The organism is Nocardia transvalensis NBRC 15921 (assembly GCF_000308875.1).
Classification (GTDB): Bacteria; Actinomycetota; Actinomycetes; order Mycobacteriales; family Mycobacteriaceae; genus Nocardia; species Nocardia transvalensis.
Genome location: NZ_BAGL01000027.1, coordinates 214,220 through 235,773 on the forward strand (window position 1 = coordinate 214,220; position 21,554 = coordinate 235,773).

General features: G+C 68.6%; 20 protein-coding genes. 7 read left to right on the forward strand and 13 right to left on the reverse strand.

All coding sequences use genetic code 11. From position 1 onward, the window contains the following. Window positions 1–2: 2 nt before the first annotated feature. Genes ON41_RS08990 through ON41_RS09025 form a run of 8 tightly spaced genes read right to left on the reverse strand, consistent with a single transcriptional unit; the run spans window position 3 to window position 6,683 of the window. Window positions 3–1,055: an MCE family protein gene (locus tag ON41_RS08990; protein WP_051161150.1), complete on the reverse strand. Its 1,053-nt coding sequence runs from the start codon at window positions 1,053–1,055 to the stop codon at window positions 3–5. Window positions 1,056–1,105: 50 nt separating this feature from the next. Next, window positions 1,106–2,116 (reverse strand): MCE family protein, encoded by a 1,011-nt coding sequence (locus tag ON41_RS08995; RefSeq protein WP_040746792.1) that lies wholly within the window; start codon window positions 2,114–2,116, stop codon window positions 1,106–1,108. Further along, window positions 2,113–3,135, reverse strand: coding sequence for an MlaD family protein (locus tag ON41_RS09000; RefSeq protein ID WP_040746794.1), 1,023 nt, complete (start codon window positions 3,133–3,135; stop codon window positions 2,113–2,115). The genes ON41_RS08995 and ON41_RS09000 overlap by 4 nt, the downstream gene beginning before the upstream one ends. Beyond that, window positions 3,132–4,514 carry an MlaD family protein gene (locus ON41_RS09005; RefSeq protein ID WP_040746796.1) on the reverse strand — a complete coding sequence of 461 codons (1,383 nt, stop codon included), beginning with the start codon at window positions 4,512–4,514 and terminating at the stop codon, window positions 3,132–3,134. The genes ON41_RS09000 and ON41_RS09005 overlap by 4 nt, the downstream gene beginning before the upstream one ends. A gap of 8 nt (window positions 4,515–4,522) precedes the next feature. Next, entirely contained in the window at window positions 4,523–5,386 is an 864-nt protein-coding gene (locus ON41_RS09010; RefSeq protein WP_040746797.1) for an ABC transporter permease, read from the reverse strand. Window position 5,387: 1 nt separating this feature from the next. Then, window positions 5,388–6,224 (reverse strand): MlaE family ABC transporter permease, encoded by an 837-nt coding sequence (locus ON41_RS09015; RefSeq protein ID WP_040746914.1) that lies wholly within the window; start codon window positions 6,222–6,224, stop codon window positions 5,388–5,390. 43 nt (window positions 6,225–6,267) lie between these two features. Beyond that, window positions 6,268–6,456 carry a hypothetical protein gene (locus tag ON41_RS09020; RefSeq protein ID WP_040746798.1) on the reverse strand — a complete coding sequence of 63 codons (189 nt, stop codon included), beginning with the start codon at window positions 6,454–6,456 and terminating at the stop codon, window positions 6,268–6,270. Window positions 6,457–6,458: 2 nt separating this feature from the next. Then, entirely contained in the window at window positions 6,459–6,683 is a 225-nt protein-coding gene (locus tag ON41_RS09025; RefSeq protein ID WP_040746799.1) for a hypothetical protein, read from the reverse strand. A 348-nt stretch (window positions 6,684–7,031) separates the two neighbouring features. On the opposite strand from ON41_RS09025, the gene ON41_RS09030 reads away from it, so the two are divergent. From ON41_RS09030 to ON41_RS09040, 3 genes are read left to right on the forward strand one after another with little or no spacing between them, the layout of a single operon-like run. Further along, entirely contained in the window at window positions 7,032–7,973 is a 942-nt protein-coding gene (locus tag ON41_RS09030; protein WP_040746800.1) for an oxygenase MpaB family protein, read from the forward strand. A 34-nt stretch (window positions 7,974–8,007) separates the two neighbouring features. Beyond that, window positions 8,008–8,649: a GntR family transcriptional regulator gene (locus tag ON41_RS09035; RefSeq protein WP_040746803.1), complete on the forward strand. Its 642-nt coding sequence runs from the start codon at window positions 8,008–8,010 to the stop codon at window positions 8,647–8,649. Then, on the forward strand, window positions 8,643–9,875 hold the full coding sequence (locus tag ON41_RS09040; RefSeq protein WP_040746805.1) for an MFS transporter: 1,233 nt from the start codon (window positions 8,643–8,645) through the stop codon (window positions 9,873–9,875). Before ON41_RS09035 ends, ON41_RS09040 begins: the two co-directional genes overlap by 7 nt. A gap of 9 nt (window positions 9,876–9,884) precedes the next feature. On the opposite strand, the gene ON41_RS09045 is transcribed toward ON41_RS09040, so the two are convergent. Then, window positions 9,885–10,745, reverse strand: a complete 861-nt coding sequence (locus ON41_RS09045) for an oxygenase MpaB family protein (protein WP_051161123.1) — start codon at window positions 10,743–10,745, stop codon at window positions 9,885–9,887. 171 nt (window positions 10,746–10,916) lie between these two features. Here ON41_RS09045 and ON41_RS09050 point away from each other — a divergent pair, with 171 nt between their 5' ends. Together ON41_RS09050 and ON41_RS09055 are read left to right on the forward strand one after the other, a co-directional pair. After that, a complete protein-coding gene (locus ON41_RS09050; RefSeq protein WP_083905228.1) occupies window positions 10,917–12,578 on the forward strand; it encodes an acyl-CoA synthetase in 1,662 nt (553 codons plus the stop codon). 17 nt (window positions 12,579–12,595) lie between these two features. Next, window positions 12,596–14,308 (forward strand): acyl-CoA dehydrogenase family protein, encoded by a 1,713-nt coding sequence (locus tag ON41_RS09055; RefSeq protein ID WP_040746809.1) that lies wholly within the window; start codon window positions 12,596–12,598, stop codon window positions 14,306–14,308. On the opposite strand, the gene ON41_RS09060 is transcribed toward ON41_RS09055, so the two are convergent. Both ON41_RS09060 and ON41_RS09065 read right to left on the reverse strand, forming a co-directional pair. Next, a complete protein-coding gene (locus tag ON41_RS09060) occupies window positions 14,305–15,594 on the reverse strand; it encodes an MFS transporter (RefSeq protein WP_246829478.1) in 1,290 nt (429 codons plus the stop codon). The genes ON41_RS09055 and ON41_RS09060 overlap by 4 nt on opposite strands. A gap of 146 nt (window positions 15,595–15,740) precedes the next feature. Further along, on the reverse strand, window positions 15,741–16,649 hold the full coding sequence (locus ON41_RS09065) for a sigma-70 family RNA polymerase sigma factor (protein WP_040746811.1): 909 nt from the start codon (window positions 16,647–16,649) through the stop codon (window positions 15,741–15,743). 179 nt (window positions 16,650–16,828) lie between these two features. Between ON41_RS09065 and ON41_RS09070 the strand changes: the two genes are divergently transcribed. Further along, on the forward strand, window positions 16,829–17,404 hold the full coding sequence (locus tag ON41_RS09070; protein WP_063709851.1) for a cupin domain-containing protein: 576 nt from the start codon (window positions 16,829–16,831) through the stop codon (window positions 17,402–17,404). Window positions 17,405–17,637: 233 nt separating this feature from the next. Continuing rightward, window positions 17,638–18,864 carry an esterase/lipase family protein gene (locus tag ON41_RS09075; RefSeq protein WP_040746920.1) on the forward strand — a complete coding sequence of 409 codons (1,227 nt, stop codon included), beginning with the start codon at window positions 17,638–17,640 and terminating at the stop codon, window positions 18,862–18,864. A gap of 58 nt (window positions 18,865–18,922) precedes the next feature. Here ON41_RS09075 and ON41_RS09080 read toward each other — a convergent pair whose 3' ends face one another. Further along, window positions 18,923–20,377 (reverse strand): flavin-containing monooxygenase, encoded by a 1,455-nt coding sequence (locus ON41_RS09080; RefSeq protein WP_306307776.1) that lies wholly within the window; start codon window positions 20,375–20,377, stop codon window positions 18,923–18,925. Between the two features lie 10 nt (window positions 20,378–20,387). Further along, window positions 20,388–21,428, reverse strand: coding sequence for an FO synthase (locus ON41_RS09085; protein ID WP_218003390.1), 1,041 nt, complete (start codon window positions 21,426–21,428; stop codon window positions 20,388–20,390). Window positions 21,429–21,554 lie beyond the last annotated feature (126 nt).

The following is a 21,554-nucleotide window of genomic DNA, read 5'->3' on the forward strand; positions in this document are numbered from 1 at the left end:
CATCATCGTCCTGCAATCCCCAGAAGTGCGGCGGTGAGCCCGAAGTCCGGGCCGAGGTCGGAGATCTTCCCGGTGCGGCAGCCGTCGGGCCGGTTCATCACGCGCTCGCAGAACGTCGACAGCGCCTCGCCGTCGAGCACCGACTTGTCCAGCAGGCCGTGCAGGCGCAGCGCCTGGTGTTCGTAGCTGGTGGCATTGGCCAGGTTCTGGAACAGCAGCGGGCCCACGTCGACGATCTCGGTCAGATTGCGTGCGTTGGCGCGCATCTGGTTGCTGATCTCGACGAACCGGGTCAGCGCGCCCGCAAGCTGGTCCTTGTTGTCGCCCACGACCGTCGCGGTGTTGGTGACGAAGTCGTTGAGCTGGGTGAGTACCGCCTGCAAGCCCGGGGCCTGCTGACCCATGAGGGTCACCAGTTCGGTGAGCCGGCCGCTGAAATCGCGGACGGTCTGGTCGTTCTGGGCGATCACCTGGGTGATGTCGTTCAGCTTGACGATGGTGTTGGAGATCTGGTCCTTGTTGGCGAAGGTGGTCTCGAAGGCGGACGACAGCGCGTCGAGGGTTTCGCGGAGCCGGTCGCCGTTACCGTCGAGCAGCGGGAACAGGACCCGGCTGGCCATCGGCCCGGTCTGGTTGTCGCCCTTCAGCGTCGCGCCGATCTGGTCGAAGGTCTCCAGGATCCGGTCAAGTTCGACCGGAGTCCTGGTGCGCGGCAACGGAATATGGGTGTTGTCGGTCATGGCGGGCCCGGTGCCGTCGTAGGCGGGCGCGAGTTCGATGTGCCGGTTGGTGATCAGCTGCGGATTCACCAGGGCCGCCATGGCGTCGGCCGGGACCTTGACGCCCTTGTCCAGCAGCATGACCACCTGCACATAGCTGCCCTTGGCCTCGATCGACTCGACCGTCCCCACCGGGACCCCGAGCACATCGACCTCGTTACCGGCGTACAGGCCCGCGACATTCTCGAAATCGGCGCTGATGCGCAGATGTTCGCCCAGATACTGATTCGCGGCCGTGCCGATCGAACCGGGCAGCAGCGAGCAGCTCGATCCCATCGCGGCGACCGCGCACAGCGCGGCCAGTGTGGCGAGCGTCCGGAATTTCCTCACTTGCACCCCTCGATGACATGCGCGAAACAGATCCAGTTGTCGGGGAAGACACCCCACGGCACGTAGACCTCGCCGTACGGTCCGTTGCCGAGCACGTTGTCGAACTGCCGCAGCGTCACCGGCATGATCTCGTAGAGCCGGTCGAGGTTCTCCTTGTTCTTCTCCAGGCCCTCGGACATGGTGTTCAGGCTCTGGATCGTGGGGCCCAGCTGCGCGTTGTTCTCCAACCCCATGTCCTGCAACAGTTTCGACAGCGCCGCGACATTGTCGAGCAACTGCCTCAGCAGGTCCTGCCGCTTCTGCACCGCGGTGCCGATGGCCTCGCCGCGGGTCAGCAACAGCAGCACGCTGTTCTGGTTGTCGGCCACCAGCTGCGACACCACATCCATGCTCTTCAGCAGGGTGTCGACCTCGCCGCGGCGGTCGTTGATCACCTTGGCCAGCGCGCCGACGGAGTCGAGGGCCTGGACCGCCAGCTGCGGCGAATCGCCCATCTGCCGGTTCAGGGTGTCCAGTGCGTCGCGCAGCTTCTGCGGATCGATGCTCTCGACCCGCTGGAACGACTGCTTGTACTGCGGGTCCTGGATCACCTTGCTCAGGTTGTACGGGACGTCGGTGCGGTCCAGCGGAATACGGTTGCCCGGCAATCCCTTTCCGTTGCCCGGGACGAGGTCGATGTGCATGCGGCCGAGGATGGTGGACATCTTGATGGCGGCGCGGGCGTCGGAGCCCAGCCGAATGTCCTTGCGTACCTTCAGGTCCAGGACCACCTTGTTGCCCTCGAGTCGCACGGCGCGCACCGCGCCGACCTCGATCCCGGACACGTCGACGGTGGCGCCGGCCCGCACGCCCGCGGCCTGCGCGAACTCCGCCTGAATCGTCTTGTCGCCCAGCCGCGCCTGGGTGAGCACGCTGGATCCGATGAGCAGAATCAGGACCGTCGCCGAGGCGAGCAGGCCCAGCCGCAGGTAGCGGTTGCGCAGGAAGCCGGGCAGTCGCGGCGTCATCGGCAGACCTCCGAATGTTCGGGGCCGCCGATCTGCGAGAACAGGCCCGGCGGCAGCAGTACACCCCACAGCGATACGTCGAGGCTGCAGAAGTAGGCGTTGCCGTAGGTGCCGTAACTCGAGAACTGGGCCACGCGGTTGAGGACGTCGGGCAGTTCGACCGCCGCCCTGTCCAGGGAAGCGCCGTTGAGCAGCAGCAGCGCGATGCCGGTGCTCGCCTTGTCCTGCGCACCGGCCACCCCCGGCTTCACCTGGCCGATCAGCCCGACCAGGGAGTCGGTGGAGGCCGCGACCTGATCGACCGACGACTTCAGTGCCTCACCCTGCGCGTACAGGCCCTCGACCAGCGAATGGGCCTGCGTGATCAGGGTTTCCAGCTCGTTGCTGCGATTCGCCATACCGGAGATCACGCTGCTGAGGTTGTGTACTACGTCGCCGAGGATCTGATCGCGCTGACCGAAGGTGGTGGCCAGCTGGGCGGCCTGGGTGATGAGGCTGCTCAGCGAGACCTGATTGCCCTGGAGGGCCTGCACCAGGGTCTCCGACAGCGAATTCACCTGGTCCGGTTGCAGGACGGAGAACAGTGGCTCGAAGCCGGACAGCAGCGCGGACACATCGAACGACGGCTCGGTGTGCTGTATCGGTATCTCGCCGCCCGCCCGCAGCCGCTCGCCCGGATCGGTGCCCGGGGCGAGGGCGATATAGCGCTGGCCGATCAGATTCTGGTAGCGCACCATGGCCTTGGTCGTGGTCGTCAGGTGCTGGCGATCCTCGATGCGGAAGTCGACCCGGGCCTTGTACTCGTCGGCGAAGTCGATCCTGTCGACGCGGCCCACCCGGACCCCGGCCATCCGCACGTCGTCGCCGACCCGCAGGCCCAGTACATCGGAGAAGACCGCCGAATAGTCCTGTGTCGCACCGGATACCGTCCGTTGCAGGGTCGAGTAGATGGTGTAGGTCAGCCCGATCGCGACGACGGCGAACAGGCTGAACCCGATCAATGCGCTACGGGATTTCACTGTGCCGCACCGCCTGCCGTATCACTCGTCACCGTCACGTGGCCGCCGGAGAGCACCGGGCCGAGCAGCATGAGCTGCGCCATATTCGGTTTCGCCCCCACGACCGCGGCCACTGCATCGGGCCCGCGCAGCTCGGCGGCCGCGCCTGGTGCGGCGGGTGTGCTGCGGTGGGACGCGGGTGCGGTGATTCCGGGAATCAGGGGCAGTCCGGGCAGGGACTGGGGCACGGGTGGTGCGGGTGCGGGCGGGGGACCGGCCGCATCGAGCCACTGGTACTGCTGCTGGGCCGGAAACTGCTGTGGCGGAGCCTGATCCGGCACCGTCGGCCCGCCGCAACGCGGGCCCGCCAAGTCGCCGTAGTGGGGACAGTCCTTCGCCGTGTACTGCTGGAACGGCGTGAAGGAGACGTCCATCGCCCACGCCATCTGGCGCTTCGGGCCCCAGCGGAAGATCGTCTTCAACCGGTGCAGGGCCGTGTTCAGGTTCGCGGCGGTGAACGGGATCGCGTCGGGATCCTTGGCCAGGCCGCCGAACAGGTCGTCCAGGCCGCCCACCAGGAACTTGCCGGAGTCGGGATTGCGGGCGAACAGCGCGTTGACCGAATCCACCGCACCGCCGGCATTCGTCAGCAGCGCGACGAGATTGTCCCGGCGCTCGGTGAGGGTGCGGGCCGTGGTCACCGAATCCGACAGCACTCCGACCAGTTCGGGTGCGGACCGGCTGAGCGCGGTCATGGCATTGCCGAGATTGCCCAGCAGCCCGCCGATTTCGGGGATGTCGTGGATCTGGGTGAGCCAGTTGTCCAGCCGCTCGATGGTGGAGCCGGGCGCTCGCGCCGACGGATCCAGCGCCGCCGACAGCGTGGCCAGCACCCGTCCGAGCTTCTCCGGCTGAATGTTGTCGAGCACGTTGCGTAATACGTTGAGCGTGGTCTGGAGCTGGATGGTCGCGGCGGAGGTGTCCTCGGCGATCGTGGCGCCCGAGGAGAGCGTCGCCGCGGCGGGACCGTTGTCGACCAGTTCGATCGCCGTCACGCCGAAGATGTTGTTCGGGATGACCCGCGCGGTGACGTTGGCCGGGATCGTATGCGCAACAGTCGGTTTCAGTGCGATGTCCGCGCGCTGCCGTTCACCCTCGGCCATCACCTGCACGGTGTCGACGGTGCCCACGACCATGCCCCGGAACTTCACGTCGGCGCGCGTGGGCAGTCCGTCGCCGGTACTGGTCAGCATCGCCGTCACCGGCACCTTCTCGGTGAAATGGCCCGTATAGCGCAGCATCAGCAGGTACAGCAGCGCGGCGAAGGCGAGCAGCATCGCGATACCCGCCAGGCCCAGCTGGCGGGCGGTGGCGCCCCTGCCACGAGGATCGAGAATCACGAGCGCCCCTATCCCGAGATCCGGAAGCCGGGGTCGATGCCCCAGATGGCCAGTGTGAGAAACAGATTCGCGAAGACCATGACGACGATGACCATCTTGATGGCCTTGCCGGCGGCCGCGCCGACACCCTCCGGCCCACCGGTCGCGATATAGCCGTAGTAGCACTGGATGAAGGTCGCGAGCAGGGTGAACACGACCACCTTGAACAGCGAGTAGAACACGTCCGGCCCGAGCAGGAACTGGAAGAAGTAGTGGTCGTAGGTGCCGGTCGTGGTGCCGCCGAGGAACAGGACGGAGATCTTGGTGGCCAGGTAGGCCGCGGCCAGGCCGACGCTGTAGAGCGGGACGATGGTGATCGTCGCGGCGATCATCCGGGTGCTGACCAGGTAGGGCAGTGGCCGGATCGCGATCGACTCCAGCGCGTCGATCTCCTCGGAGATCCGCATCGAGCCGAGCTGCGCGGTGAACCGGCAGCCGGCCTGGATGGCGAAGGCCAGCGTGGCCAGGATCGGGCCGAGTTCGCGCGTGGTGGCGAAGCCGGAGATCGCGCCGGTGAGCGGGCTCATGGTGAGCAGGTTCAGCGCGGTGAACGATTCCATCCCGACGATGATTCCGCCGAACGTGCACAGCACCAGGACGACGCCCACGGTGCCGCCGCCGACGATCAGCGAGCCGTTGCCCCAGCTGACATCGGCGATCAGCCGCGCGACCTCCTTGCGATAGTGCTTCAGGACGAAGGGAATCGCCGCGAGCGCCTGGAAGAAGGTGACGGCCTGGTGGCCGAGGCGCTGATTGGCATGGACCGGGACCAGGGCGGCATTCCCGACGGCGCGCAGCGGCCGGGCCGCGGGCGGGGTGTAGGAGCTGGCCACCTCACACCACCTTCGCCGGGAAGAAGGTATTGGCCAGCTGGGTCAGGATGATGTTGGTGGCGAACAGCATCAGCGCGGAGGTGACCACCGCGGAGTTGACCGAATTGGCCACCCCCGCCGGGCCGCCGTGCGTGTGCAGTCCGACGTCACAGGCGATGATCGCGGTGAGCACACCGAAGATCGCCGCCTTGAGCAGCGCGATGATCAGGTCGTTCGCCACCGCGAAGGAGGCGAAGGAGCCGATGAACGAGCCCGGCGTTCCCGATTGCGCGTAGACGTTGAACATGTACGCGGTCGCGAAGCCGACGAAGACGACGAATCCGCACAGCAGCACGCTCACCAGCACGGCCGCCGCCAGCCGCGGCGCGACCAGGCGCCGCACCGGGTCGACGCCCATCACCATCATGGCGTCGATCTCCTCGCGGATCGTGCGCGAGCCGAGGTCCGCCGTGATCGCCGAGCCGACGGCGCCCGCGATCATGAGCGCCGACACCAGGGGCGCGCCCTGCCGGATGATGCCGAGACCGGCGACCGCGCCGATGAAGGTCGTCGCGCCGACCTGATTCACGAGCGCGCCGACCTGGATGGACACCACGACCGCGATCGGGATGGCCACGAAAACCGTTGGCGCGGCGGACACATTGGCCATGAACGCGCACTGCTTGATGAACTCCTGGTACGGGAATCTGCCCCGCACCAGGGAGACGAACAGCTGCACGAAGGCGTCGCGGCCCAGCGCAACCTGCCGCCCCAGGGTCTCCAGGGACCGCTGCGGATGCCGCCGCCACAGCCCGCCGATCGCCTCGGTGACCTTGCCGAGTTCGCCTTCGTCGTGCACCTGCCACGGCTGCGCCGACCGGGTCGATTGCTCCACTCGCATATCAGTCCAGCCCCTCGAGATAGCGCTGCAGCAGGACCAGCAGCAGGCCGAGTACGGCGAAACCCGCGACCAGCACGCTGAGTACGGCGACCCAGAGCCCGTATCGGAGCACCGGATTGACCTTCGTCCGCCCACCGAGGATCTTGACCCCGATCACCAGGATGTCGATGAGCCACACCAGAGCCATCATGACTAGGTCATGCAGACGTTCGAGAAGGTCAGCACCGGCCAGCACACGATCGACCCGAGGAACGAGATCACGACGTCGATGCCGTGCAGATTCTTCAGGTGCGAGGTGTGCGTGAGGGTCCAGATCACCCCGACGACGGCGTAGGGAATGCCGATGATGATCAGCGTGCCCAGGAATTCGGACACCTTCATCTCGTAACTGAGGAGTCGGTCCAGCCGTTTGAGCATGTGGCGCAAGTCCTTTCACCTACCGGAAGGGCATCCGGCACGTGCGTCCGGCGAGCCGAGCCCACGCCGGCGTCGTTGCCTGATGACCACCGCCCCCACCGTTGATTCCCCGGGAGCCGCGACAGCGTATGTTACGCGTAATTCTTGATTTGTGAAGTCGTTCCGCGAGGAGGTCTGGTGCGGTAAACCGGTATGTGTCCTGGATTTGCCGCTGACACGGCGTGGCCGGAGCGGTCGTAAGTTACGGATAGTTCGCGCGTATGGCTTCCGCTGAAGCGAGAATTTCGAGTAACATAGCCGGTGCCCGGATCCGGCGCGGGGCCCGAGACGTATCGAGAAAGGACTCCTATGACCACGGCGACGCAGCCCAGGGAGCCGAACCACGAAGAGCCGCAGAGCGTTTCGTACGCAACCGGCGGCACGGCGCTCACGCTGGAGCAGACCCGCATCCACATTCCCGATACCTACCGGTCCCCGCGCCGCCGCCCGGCGCAACTGCCGGACTCGCTCGACTTCTGGATGTTCGCCGGCGCCGCGGCCAATGTCGCCATGCAGTTCGCCCATCCGGGCGTGGCCGCCGGCGTCATGGAGAGCACCGTGGAATCCGGTGCGCTGATGGTGCATCCGTGGAAGCGGCTGCGGACCACGGCGTCGTATCTGGCGGTGGCCATCCTCGGCACGCCGGAGGAGAAGAAGGAGTTCCGCGAGGCCGTCAACGTGGCGCATCGCCAGGTCCGGTCCCGGCCGGAGTCGAAGGTGAAGTACAACGCCTTCGACCGGAATCTGCAGCTGTACGTGGCGGCCTGCATCTACATCGGCTTCGAGGACTCGCACCAGCTCATCCACGGGAAGATGTCCGAGGAGGAGCGCGAGGCGTTCTACCAGGGGGCCGATACGTTCGGCACCACGTTGCAGGTACATCCGGACATGTGGCCGAAGACCCGGGCCGATTTCGACGAGTACTGGGTGGCGGCATGCCGGGAGGTCATCGTCGACGACGACTTCCGCGCCTACGTCGGCGACCTGCTGCACCTGCGGATGATCGCCTGGTACTTCCGGGTGGCCTTCGGCGGCCTGCTGCGATTCCTGACCGCCGGATTCCTGCCGCCGCACTTCCGCGCGCAGATGGGCGTGGAGTGGAGCGCCGCCGATCAGCGCCGTTTCGAGAATCTCTTCCTGTTCGTGGGATTCGTCAACCGCTTCATCCCCAAGTTCATCCGCTTCGCCGGGACCAAGGCCATGATGCGCGACGTGCAGCGCCGGATCCGCAAGCAGAAGGCGCTCGTGTGAAGGGGCCACCGGCGGAGTTGCTAGTCTACAACTTGTGTCTAAGACGTATTCATCTGCTGAGCGGGCCTATCGCGAGGTCAAGGAACGCATACTCGGCGGGGCGCTGCCGGGCGGCGAGCTGATCAGCGAGGGGGAGATCGCCGGGGGTCTCGGGATGTCCCGCACGCCCGTGCGGGAGGCGTTCCTGCGGCTCGAGGCCGAGGGGTGGATGAAGCTGTATCCCAAGCGGGGCGCGCTGGTGGTTCCGGTGCCCGCCGGTGAGGCCGAGCACGTCGTGCACGCGCGGTATGTGGTGGAGACGGCCGCCGCGCGCGCCGTGCCCGCCGCCGATCGTGACCGGGTGGCCGCGACCCTGCGCGCGGTGATCGAGCGGCAGCGCGAACTGGCCGAGGCGGGTGATCTCGAGGAGTTCGCCGCGCTGGACACCGAATTCCACCGCGGCGCCGTGGTCGCGGCGGGCAATCCGCTGCTCACCGGGTTCTACGATTCGCTGCGGGAGCGCCAGCGCCGGATGAACAGCGTTGTGGTGCATCGACATTCGAGTAATGCGGCGCAGATCGTCGAACAGCACGGCCGGCTGGCCGACCGGATCGCGGCCGGTGACGCCGACGGGTTCGCCGCCCTGCTGCGGGAGCACCTGTCCACCGCGCACCAGGTGGAGGCGGCCGGATGGTGACGGCGGCGGTCGACACGAGAGCGACCCGGCCGGCGGCCTCCACCCGCACCTGGTGGGGCGTGGCCGCCGCGATGTTCGCGATCGCCTGGGGCGGAAACGAATTCACGCCGCTGCTGGTGATGTACAAGGACCACGGGCTGTCGGTCACCACCGTGGATCTGCTGCTGTTCGATTACGTGCTGGGTATTGTCCCGGCCCTGCTGATCGGCGGCCCACTGTCCGACCGGTTCGGGCGACGCCGGTTGATGCGTCCCGCCCCGCTCGTCGCGGCGGCCGGATCGCTGCTGCTGGCGTTCGGCGCCGAGTCGGTGGCCCTGCTGTCGGCGGGCCGCGTGCTGTGCGGGGTGGCGCTGGGCCTGGCGATGGCGGTGGGCGGCAGCTGGGTGAAGGAGCTGTCGCAGCCGCCGTACGCGCCGGAGGCGGTCGCGGGGACCGGGGCGCGCCGCTCGGCCATGAGCCTGACCGCGGGCTTCGCGCTGGGCGCGGGCGTCGCCGGAGTGCTGGCGCAGTGGGCTCCGCTGCCGTCCACGCTCGCCTACCTGATCAATGTCGTGCTGTGCGTGGGTGCGGCGGCCTGGGTGCTGCGCGTGCCGGAAACGGTTGCCCCGCAGCGGAATCCGGGACGGCTAGTCGACGATCTGCGGATCCCGATGGCGGGGCACCGCCGGTTCCGCGGCGTGGTGCTGCCGGTCGCGCTGTGGGTGTTCGCCTCGGTCGGGACGGCCTACGCGGTGCTGCCGACGCTGCTGGCGGCGCAGGCGCGCGGCGTGGCGATCGCGTTCTCGGCCCTGCTCACCGTGCTCACGCTGGGATGCGGATTCGCCATCCAGTCGGTCGCCCGGCGCATCGATCGGCCCGGTACGGCGCGGATCGCGGTGCTGGCGCTGATCCTGGTGTCGGCGGGCATGGTGCTCGCGGCTTGCGCCGCGGCCACGCCGGCGCTGTGGCTCGCGCTGATCGCGGCGGCCGTGCTCGGCGCCGGGAACGGTATCGGCCTGGTGGCCGGGCTACAGGAGATCGAGCGCCTCGCCGGGCCCGACGATCTGGCCGGGCTGACGGCGGTCTTCTACTCGGTGAGCTATCTCGGCTTCGGACTGCCCGCGCTGCTGGCCTTCCTGCATCAGTCGACCGGGGCGGGATATCCGGTGATGCTCGTGGCCGGTGCGCTCGTCGCGATCGCGTGCCTGACGGTCGTGGTGCGGCACCGCCGGCTGCGTGTCGCGTGAAAGTGGTTGTCACACCAGGTTTTTGCCCTGCGCGCGGCGCTGACGCATGTCGTACAGGTAGGTTTCGAACGGGTGCAGCCGCCAGCGCAGGGGCAGGACCGCGGTGACGCGGCCGATGGCGCGCATGGTCAGCTCGAACGCCCGCTGCCTGCGTGCGTCCCACGGCAGGCCCAGCTCGTCCCGGAACCGCTGGGGGAGAAAGCCGGTCGTGAAGAACCGGTTCACCCGCCGGAAGGCGATCCGCTCGAACGGGCGGTACGGCCCGAGATCGACCACCTGGTCGAGCAGGTAGCGCCGGACCTCGTCGTCGATCGCGATCTCGCGCACCTTCTCGTCCCAGTAGGCGGCGAACGCGGCCCGATCGGGCGGCCACAGCTCCGGGCGCATCTGCAGCGTGGTCCCGAACCGGGCGGCGTCGCGATACAACTCGTCGGCGAGATCGTCGTCCACGCCGCCGTACAGGAGTTCCAGGGAATCGGCGGTGCCGCGATAGAGGCAGGCCGCCACCCACAGCTGCAGGTGCGGGTCGAAGGCGTTGTACTTCACCGGGCTGTCCGGGGTGGACCGGACGTGGCGATGCGAGGTGTCGACCGCCGCCCGGAACGCGTCGCGATCGTCGTCGGTGCCGAGCATCGCCACCGCCAGGTAGGTGAGGGTGGTGCGGCCGCGTTTGCGCGGATGCAGATCGAAGCGGCCGCGCTCGACGGTGCTCTCCACGACGCCCCGGCCGACCGGGGCGATGCTCAGCTGCATGATCACATTGGCCGGTCCGCCCAGCAGGGCCGCGGGCCCGGACATGTAGCGCCGGCGGCGATCCGGACCGGACGACGCGGCGTCGTCGGGCGGCAGGGTACGGGCGCTGTGGTCCATGACTACTCCGCGAGTCGATGAGAAGGTTCTAATCCCATCATGTCAGGCGTTGATGGGTGGCGCAATGTCGTCCGGACGCTGCTAAGTTAATGTATATTCTAGTCTGATTGTACGACAGATCTGCTCGCTTATCTGGCAAATCTGCTGTAATGCAGGACTATTGACTCGATGATGAGTTCTCTACAGAGGTGGTATGTGAGGAAACGATCTCACTCACTCGTGACGGCCTTCCGCTCGGTGTCCGACTCGTTCTCGGCCGCCGCCGTCCTGCGCAGGCGCGGCATGGTGGATCCGTTGCGTCCCGTCGACACCGTGCGCACGATGCGGGACGCGGGCGTGTACGGGCCGTTCGTCACGGTATTGCGGCACGCCCGGCGGCAGCGGGGACCGGCGGCCGCGATCGTCGACGCGCGCGGGGCGCTGAGCTTCGATCAGCTCGACGCGCGGTCGAACGCGCTCGCGCGGGGTCTCGCGGCGGCCGGAATCGGGCCGGGCACCGTCATCGCCGCGCTGTGCCGCGACCATCGCGGGATGGTGCTGACACTGCTGGCGGCGGGCAAGCTCGGCGCGCGCGTCGTGCTGATGAACACCGGATTCGCCGGGCCGCAGCTGGCCGCCGTCGCCGAGCGCGAGCGGGTCGGCGCGATCCTGCTGGACGAGGAGTTCCTCGGGCTGCTCGACGGTGTCCCGGCGGCGGTGCCGCGAATCCTCACCTGGGTGGACGATCCGAATACGCGCGCCGCCCTGCCACCCTCGATCGACACCTTCATCGCCGCGCATTCCGCCGCCGCGGTGTCCCCGCCGCGGCGTCCGGGCGGCACCGTCATCCTCACCAGCGGGACCACGGGCATGCCGAAAGGCGCTCCGCGGGACAAGGTGTCGCCGCTGCAGTCGGCGCAGTTCCTGGACCGGATCCCGCTGCCGCGGGACGCCACGATGATCATGGCGGCACCGATCTTCCACGGGACGGGCCTGTCGCAGTTCACGCTCGGGTGGGCGCTGGGGAATACGGTCGTGTTCCAGCAGCGCAAGTTCGATCCCCGGCGGGTACTGGCCGATATCGCGAAATACCGTGCGGCGTCGCTGGTTCTGGTGCCGACGATGCTGCAGCGGATCGTCGATCTCGGGGACGAGGTACTGGCCGGATACGACACGTCGTCGCTGCGGGTGATCTTCGCCGCGGGGTCCTCGGTGTCGCCGGATCTCGGCCGCCGGACCGCGGAGGCGTTCGGTGACGTGCTCTACAACCTGTACGCCTCGACCGAGGTCGCGGTGGCCGCGGTCGCGACGCCCGAGGATATGCGCGAGGCGCCCGGCACGGTGGGGCGGCCGCCGGTCGGCTGCCGGGTCGCCGTCTACGACGACAGGCGCAGGCGGATCACCGAACCCGGGCGGATCGGCACGATCTTCGTCTCCAGCGGGCTCAGCTTCACCGGGTACACCGACGGGGGCAACAAGGAGATCGTGGACGGCCTGCTGTGCAGCGGCGATGTCGGCCATTTCGATTCCGCGGGAAGGCTTTTCATCGACGGCCGCGACGACGACATGATCGTGTCCGGCGGCGAGAACGTCTATCCGCTCGAGGTGGAGAACCTGCTGGTCGAACGCTCCGACGTGATCGATGCCGCCGTGGTCGGCGTCGACGATCACGACTTCGGTAAACGGTTGCGCGCCTTCGTCGTTCCGGCCGACGGGGCCGCCCGCGACCCGCAGGAGATCAAGGATTACGTCAAGGCGCGGCTCGCCCGGCACAAGGTGCCGCGCGATGTCGTCTTCGTCGGCGAACTGCCGCGCAACGCGACCGGCAAACTGCTGCGCCGGCGACTCGTGTGAGCCCAGGAGGAACTGTCATGCACCTGTTCGATCCCAGGACCGAGACCTTCGCCGAATTCGATCCGCACACCCGCGCCCTGCTGCGCTCGGTGGTCGACTTCTTCGAATCGAAGGGAAAGCAGGCCGTGTGCCGGGACGCGCACGCGGGCGTCTGGTACGAGGACTGGATGGAGTTCCTGGCGCGGACGCGGATCCTCGCCTACTTCGCGACGCCCGCCAAACACGCCCAGGGTGATCCCGAAAAGCGCTGGGACACAGCGTTCATCTCGCGGTTCAACGAGATCACCGGCTTCTACGGCGCGCAGTACTGGTACGCCTGGGGCGTGTCGACGCTCGGGCTGTCCATCGTCTGGCAGAGTGACAACGCCGCCGCGCACCGCCGTGCCGCCGAGGAACTCGAGCGCGGCGGCATCATCGGATTCGGCCTGTCGGAGAAGGACCACGGCGCCGATATCTACTCCACCGATATGCTGCTCACCCCCGACGGCGCCGGGGGATTCACCGCGACCGGCGGCAAGTACTACATCGGGAACGGCAATGTCGCCCGGATCGTCCCGATCATCGGGCGGCGCACCGACCTCGAGGGACCCGATGCCTACGTATGGTTCGTGGCCGACAGTCAGCACCCGAACTACGTGCTGCGCAAGAACGTCGTTCACGGCCAGAACTACGTCAGCGCCTTCGATCTCGACGCCTACCCGGTCGCGGCCGGCGATATCCTGCACACCGGGCCGAAGGCGTTCGACGCCGCCATGGCCGCGGTGAACTGCGGCAAGTTCAATATCGGCATGGTCGCCCTCGGGATCGCCGAGCACTGTTTTCACGAGACGATCAACCAGGCGGCGGGCAAGATCCTGTTCGGGCATCCGGTGGCCGCGTTCGGGCAGGTGCGCCGGATCCTCACCGACACCTACGCGCGCCTGATCGCGATGAAGCTCTATCACGAGCGCGCCATCGACTACATGCGCTGCTCCTCGCCCGAGGACCGCCGGTTCGTCATGTTCAACTCGATCGGCAAGATGAAGGTCACCCGCGAGGCCGAGCGGGCCCTGGCCGAACTGCTGGATGTCATCTCCGCCAAGGGTTTCGAGAAGGACAGCTACTTCTCCGTCGCCCGCGCCATGATCTCTTCGATGCCGCGGCTGGAGGGCACCGCGCACGTGAATATGGCGCTCACGCTGAAGTTCATGCCCAACTTCCTGTTCAATCCCGTTGCGCTGCCGGAGGTTCCGGTGCGCCGCGATCCCGGCGACGACGAGACGCTGTTCCGGCAGCCGCGCGCGTCGGGGCTCAGCAAGGTGCGGTTCCGGGATTGGCGGCCGGCGTTCGCCGCGCGGCGGCACCTGCCGAATGTGGCGCTGTTCGAGCAACTCGCCGAGCGTTTCGCCGGGCTGCCGGTGGAGGCACCGCCGACGGATGCGCAGGGGGAGGACCTGGACTTCCAGCTGGCGCTGGGCGAGCTGTTCACGCTGCTGCCCTATGCTCAGCTCGTCCTCGAACAGGCGGAGATCGCCGGTGCCGCCGACGATCTGGTCGATACCATCTTCGAGCTGTTCGTGCGGGACTTCTCCGCCTACGCCCTCGACCTGCATTCGAAGGCGTCCTCCACTGCGGCACAACAGGAATGGGCGTTGAGCGTCCTGCGGAAGCCGGTCACCGACGAGGCCCGTTCCACGCGCGTCTACGACGAGATCCTGGGCCTCGCGGGAAGTTACGAGATGAGTCCCTAACGTGCGGGTACTGATACGTTCCGCGTGGGTGGCTGATCGTCCCCCGCGTCTCTCGTGCCCCCCGCATCATTCTTTTCCCCCGCGAAGGCGGGGGCCTCGATCACCCTGGGCAGCAACAGCGGCGTAACCAGCAGCGCCACCCCGGCCACGGCGAGGGCCGTGCGCGGCCCCGTAACCTGTGCCAGCAGCCCCCACGCCATCGTGATTACGGCGGTGCTGATGCTGCCGGTGATCGACCAGGCGGTGAGCACCCGGGCGAGGCGCGCCGGATCGGTGGTGTTCAGCCGGTAGGTGGCGAAGACCGGGTTGTAGATGCTCGCGGAGACGATCAGCACGAGTTCGGTCGCCATCACGACCGCCAGCCCCACCGGACCCGGGCACACGAACGCCAGCCCGATCGACCAGCAGGCGCGCAGCGTGCCGAACATCCGCAGCACCGAGCGCTCGCCCCGGCGGGACACGATGCGGCGGGCGATCCGGGATCCGATCAGGCCGCCGATACACGGCACCGCGAATGCCAGCCCGTACTGCCAGACCGCGAAACCCAAGTGGGACAGCATGAATACCGAGAGGATCGGCTCCGTGGCCATGATCAATCCGTTGACCAGCAGGGAGTTGACGAAGAACCGGCGCAGGGTGGGGTGGGCGAGGAGATAGCGCCACCCCTCGGCGATATCGCCCCAGCGGCGCGCGGGCGTCCGCTCCCCGCGCGGGGCCCGCTCGGGTTCGCGGATCGCGAGGATGCCGAGCGCCGAGAGCAGGTAGCTCACCGCGTCGGCGATCACGGTGGTCACCGGTCCCAGCAGTCCGATCGCGGCCCCGCCGACGGGTGGCCCGGCGATGGTGGCCGACCAGGTGGTGGATTCGAAGCGGCCGGTCGCGACCAGCAGATGATCCGCGGGGACAAGGGTTTTCAGGTACGCGCCGCTCGCGGCGGTGAACGCGATCTTCGCCGCCGCCGCGACGACCGAGACGAGCATGAGCTGCGCGAACGACAGGGCATCCAGCCAGTAGGCGAGCGGCACGGAGGCCAGGGCCGCGAACCGGATCAGATCCATGGCGATCATCACCGGCCGCTTGGCGCGGAACTCCATCCACGGGCCGAGCGGGACCGCCAGCAGCGCCCCGATCACGAGCCCGGACGACGACAGAGCCGCCACCTCCGCCGACCCCGCGCCCAGGACCGTGATGGCGACGACCGCGAACGCGCCGAATCCGATCCCCGTCCCGTAGGCGCTGATCGCGTAGGAGGCCCACAGCCATCCGAACGCCCGGCCCAGTCTCACCCGCCGCCACATACCCGGCACCCACTCCGCTTCCGTCTCGTGGACGACTCGGCGTCGCCCGCGACAGTGAAGCCGATCGGCGGGCGGTCGCGCCAACAACGGATCGGACGGCGCGCCACAACTCGTGGTTGTGGGGATCCCCGCCGTCAGTGGATCCCGGAAAGCTTGTCCGGGTTGGTGATCGAGTAGATGGCGGCGATCCGGTTACCGGCGTCGAGGTCGACCACGACCGCGCCGAACGGGACGCCACCGGAGAACACCAGCGCGCACGGGTCGTCGGCGACCCAGCGGTAGCGGACGTCCACGCCGCCCGCGGGCAGGGTGGCGGCGACGGTCATGAACACCCGGGCGACCTCGTCCCGGCCGTGCACCGGTCGCAACTCCACTGCGGGGCCGCGTCCGCCGCTGTCGGTCCACAGGGTGACCTCGGGCGCGAGGACGGCCAGCAGGGCCTGGAGGTCGCCGCCCAGGACCGCCGCGGCGAACCGCTCGGTGACCTCGGCGTGGACCTCCGGCTCGGTGGTCCGGCGGGGACGGCGGCCGTGCAGGTGGCGTCGCGCCCGGGTCGCGAGCTGGCGTACCGCGGCGGGGGAGCGGTCGAGGATGGTCGCGATCTCCGCGTGGTCGAAACCGAAGACGTCGTGCAGGACGAAGACCGCGCGTTCCAGCGGGGACAGGGTCTCCAGCACGACGAGCACGGCCGTCGAGAGCGTCTCCCGGCGCTCGGCCGATCCGGCGGCATCGTCCTCGGCGCGCACCAGCGGTTCGGGCAGCCAGGGCCCGATGTACGTCTCCTGCCGCCGGCTCAGCTCGACGCGGCGGGCCAGCGCCTGATTCGCGGCCGCCCGCACCAGGTAGGAGCGCGGGTTCCGCACCGGCGCGGCCTCGGGATCGCGATGCCGCGCGGCCCACGCCAGCCACACCTCCTGCAGCACGTCCTCGGTATCGATGACGCTGCCGAGCATGTTGTAGACCACCGAGAACAGCAGCTCGCGGTAGCTCAGGAAACGTTCGGTGACATCGTCGTCCGCCGTATTCGGTGGTCGGTAGGTCACGGGTCGGTCCTCTCCTCGTCCGTTGCTACCGCAGAGGTCCGCCGGGCCGAACGGGTGACACGATCGCGCCGATTGTGTCGTGACTCACATCACCTTTCAGGATGTCACTCGTCGGCGGCGAGCGCGCTCTGTGGGGGCGATCCGGGACGGCGGTTCCCGGCGACACATCGGAGAAAGACATGCGGACGAACGAACGCGCCCTGCTGGTCCGGCACGAGGAGGCGGAGCGGCTGGAGACCCTGGGCGTCACGCTGTACGCCGACCACGACATGACCGGCGGCGCACTCAGCGGCAACCGGGCGTACCTGCCGGCGGGCACCGACGGGCCCCCGCCGCACTACCACAGGACGTCGGCCGAACTGTTCTACCTGCTCGGCGGCGCGCTGCGGGTGCTGGCGGGCGAGGAGATCGTCGTCCTCGGCGAGGGCGATTTCCTCCTTATCCCGCCCTGCCTGCCGCACGCGTGGGCCGCGCCCGACGACGCCGCGGCCGACGTGCTGGTGCTCTTCACCCCCGGCATCGAGCGATTCGAGTACTTCCGGCTCGGCGACCGCATCCGCAAGGGCGAGGCGAGTCCGGCCGAGATCCTCGACACCCAGGAGCGATACGACAACCATTTCGTCGACAGCCCGATCTGGCGTCGCGACCGGCACGCCGACTCTCGCTCCCCGCTCGACCCGGACACCCACCGCGCGGAGTTCCTCGCCGCCGACGTCTTCCGAGCCACCGGCGAAAGTTTCGGCGGCGGAGAGTAATTCGCGCGGCTGTGATATTCCACCGGACGGGCTCCCTATTTCTGTGGACTGTTCCGAATTGTGTGTATCGAAGTCGCTGTGGACCTTCCCTGCGGGCTCGTCGGCGCGTCGTGAGGTGTCCAGAATGCGTGCTGGACCGGCGATTTCGGCCCTCGTGTCGCCATACCTTCGGTGCGGTTTCGGTGCTGATTCGAGCGCCGTAATTGGACGATGAGGTGCTGCAGGAGGCAGAGATGAAACGAACTACCGCGCGCCGCGGATGGCGCATCGCAGTAATGGCGGGCACGGCCGTCCTCGCCATGGGTTTGACACATTCCGGCGTCAATGCCGAACCCCAGGCCGCGCCGGCGCCCGCGCCGGTGACCGAACAGCAGCTGGCGGATTACATCCAGCAGGGCCTGAAAGATCCGGCGGCGCATCCCATCACGGACGACAGCGGCAGCGCGGGCAGCTCCGGGTCGGCGTGCACGTCGGGCAGCGGCGCGGGCTCCGGCAACGGGTCCGGCGACTGCTACGGCGGTTCCGGATCGAGTTCGGGCTCCTCGGGCGGGCACTCCTCCGACACCGTCGGATACGGCCCGCAGATGTCGGCGTTCCTGCCGGCGTTCGGGTACAGCCTGCTCAATCCGGACGTCGGCCCGCCCGGGACCAACGACTGGAACTGCAAGTCCGACCGCCCGCCGGTGGTGCTGGTGCACGGCACCTGGGTGAACGCGTACAACAGCTTCGCGTACATGAGCCAGCCGCTGAAGGATGCCGGGTTCTGCCTGTTCACCTTCAACTACGGCCGCTCCAACCTGCTGGAGGGCGGCGGCCTGGGCTCGGTGCTGCCGGGCGTCAGCGCCACCGGGTACGTGCAGGAGTCGGCCAAGCAGCTGTCCACGTTCGTGGACCGGGTGCTCACCTCCACGGGCGCGCCGAAGGTCGATCTGATCGGCTACTCGCTCGGCGGCGCGATGTCGAACTGGTACCTCAAGAAGGAGGGCGGCGCGGCCAAGGTCGGCAAGCTGGTCACCTACGGCGCCACCCACCACGGCACGTCGCTGGACGGGATCGGCGCGCTGGGCCGGGCCATCAACAACTTCGGCATCGACGTGCTCGGCCTGATCGAGATCTTCGTCGGGCACGCCGGTATCCAGCAGACGATCGGCTCGGACTTCATCAACGAGCTGAACGCCGGCGGTGATACCGCACCCGGTGTGGACTACACGGTCGTCGGCAGTCGCTACGACGAGGTGACCAACCCCTACGACCTGACCTTCCTGAAGGCCGGGCCGGGGGCGACGGTACACAACATCACCCTGCAGGACGGTTGCGAGCAGGATCTGTCGGACCACCTGACGATGATGTACTCGCCGCGGGCGCTGTCGATCGCGCTGAATGCCCTGGACCCGGGTGCGAACCCGAACCTCCAGTGCACCTTCAACCCCTGGGTGATCGGGGGCGGGGGCAAGCTCTGAGCCACGCCCCCCGAGAGATGAGGCCCGCCGGACCATTCGTCCGGCGGGCCTTCCGTCGTCACAGCGCCGTGTAGGCGTTGATGTCGAAGGTGCCGTTGCGGCGGCGGAACGAGGCGGCGGAGTCGGGCCACAGCAGCGTGACGCGGCCGGTCTGCTCGTCGCGGTACCAGCTGGTGCAGTTGCCCCGGGTCCAGACGGTGTCGCGGGCCATCTCGTCGACGTCGCGCATGGACGCCTGGACCGCCTCGGGGGTGACCTCGAGGACGCCGGCCGAGGTGGCGGCGAGGTGGTCGAGAGCGCTGAGGACGTAGTCGATCTGGGTTTCGATCACGTAGATCGCCGAGTTGTGGCCGAGGGCCGCGTTGGGCCCGTCCAGCACGTACATATTCGGGAAGCCGTCCACGGCCGTCGTGGCGTGCGCGACCATGCCGTTGCTCCAGCGCTCGGCCAGCGGCAGCGCGCCGCGGCCGTAGATGTGCTTGGCGATCGACGGGCGGGTCGCGTTGAAGCCGGTGGCGAAGACCAGCACCTCGACGCGGTCGGTGGCGCCGCCGGCGGCGAAGGTCGTCTCGCCCTCGACGCGGGTGAGAGCCGTCGGCTCCAAGCGGACGTGGTCCTGCTGGAGCGCGGCGTAGTAGTCGTCGGAGAACAGGATCCGCTTGCAGCCGATCTCGTAGTCGGGGGTGAGCCGCCGGCGTAACTCCGGATCGCGGACCTGCGACGCCAGATGGTCCAAAGCGCGCTGCTGGAGCAGATCGATCTCGGGGTGGCGGCGCTTGCGGGCGGCGATGCTGCGCTCGGCCTCGGCGAACAGTTCGTCGCGAAGGGCCGTGATGGCCTGCGGATTCGCGGCGAACCGGGATAACTCGTCGGAGGAGTAGAAACGGTCGCCGCGGGGGAGCACATAGGGCGCGGAGCGCTGGAAGACCACGACCTCGCTGGCCTCGCCGGCTAGTCGCGGCAGGATCTGGATTGCCGAGGCGCCGGTGCCGACCAGGCCCACGCGCTTGCCCACCAGGGAGACCTTCGGATTCCACCGGGCCGAATGCCAGTGGCGGCCACTGAAATTCGCCAGATTCTCGACGGCTGGAATCCTGGGCTCGGTGAGGCGTCCGGTGGCGATGACCAGGTTGGCGGCCGAGAACTCGCCGCGCGAGGTGCGAACGTGCCAGCGCCGGTCGGACTCCCGCCACTGCGCCCGCTCCAGCGCGCAGTTCTGGAGCAGATGCGGTTCCAGCCCCTCGTTCCGGACGCAGGAGCGCAGGTAGGCGTGGATCTCGGCGCCCTCGGCGAAGACCCGCGACCACCGCGGATTCGGCCGGAACGAGAACGAGTACAGGTGCGCGGGGATATCGCAGGCGACGCCGGGATAGCGGTTGTCGCGCCAGGTGCCGCCGACGTCGTCGGCCTGCTCGATGATCACGAACGATTCCTGCCCGCGGCGGGCGAGCTGGATGCCCATCCCGATACCCGCGAAGCCCGCGCCGACGATCAGGACATCGATCTCCGTCACGGCCGCGCGGTCAGGCATCGCCGTACCGGGTCGTGCGCTGACGCCGCGGACGGCCCAGGTTCCGGGTGACGCGGTCCACGTCGGCGAGGGTGAGGGTGCGCCCGGCCTCGGCGTGCGCATCCGGGGCGAGGCGGCCGTCGAGCAGCAGGCCGCCCAGGTCGTTCGCGCCGCCGTCGAGCAACGCCGCCGCCGCGTCCAGGCCGATCTTCGGCCACGCGGCCTGGATATTCGCGATGCGCCCGTGCAGCATCAGCCGCGCGACGGCGTGCATGGCGCGGGTCTGCCGCCAGGACGCGTCCGCCGGGGCGTAGGGCATCGCGATGAACTCCGTGAAGCCGCCGGTGCGGTCCTGGATCTCGGCGAGCAGGCGCAGATGGGCGACCTGCTGCGCGGGCGTCTCGACGTGCCCGTAGACGATCGTGGAGGTCGAGGTCAGGCCCGCTCGATGCGCGGTCTCGATCACCTCGACCCAGCTGCTCACCGGTAGATCCGGGCCGCCTTTCAGCCGGGCGCGGACCTCGTCGTCGAGGATGCGCGCACCCGTGCCGGGCACCGAGCCCAGCCCGGCCGCCGCGGCCGCCGCCAGGAATTCGTCCAGCGGCATACCGCGGCGCGCGGCGCCGTCGAGCAGTTCCTCGGGGCGCAGGGCGTGCAGGTGCAGCGGGGCCGCCTCGGTGATCGCGGCGATCAGGGCCAGATAGTCGTCGTCGGTGTCGGCGGGGAGCGGGCCCTGCATGCAGATCTCGGTCGCGCCCAGGTCGTGCGCCTCGGTGACCAGCGCCGCCAGCCGCTCCCGCGCCGCGCGGCCGCTACCGGCGACCACCGCGGTGTCGAGGTTCCGGTTCACGACGTAGGTCACCGGCTCGCCGACCGCCTGCCGCCGCAGCGAATCGGCCAGGCGGCACAGATTCTCCAGGTCGGGCCCGTCGGACCCCAGCAGCGCCGTATAGCCCTCGTCCGGCAGCGATGCCGGATTCCGCGCCGCCTCGGCCAGCCATTCCCGCACCCGGCCCGCATCGGGTATCTCGACCCCGGCCACCGAACCATCCACCCGGCCCACCATACCGTCGGGCGATCATGTCCCCAGGGAGAGCGAGAGCGGTGTCACCGCGACTCTCAGCGGACTGCCAGCCCCGGCCCAGCCGGTCTCGAGCCGGATACGGCAGCGTCTGCGGCC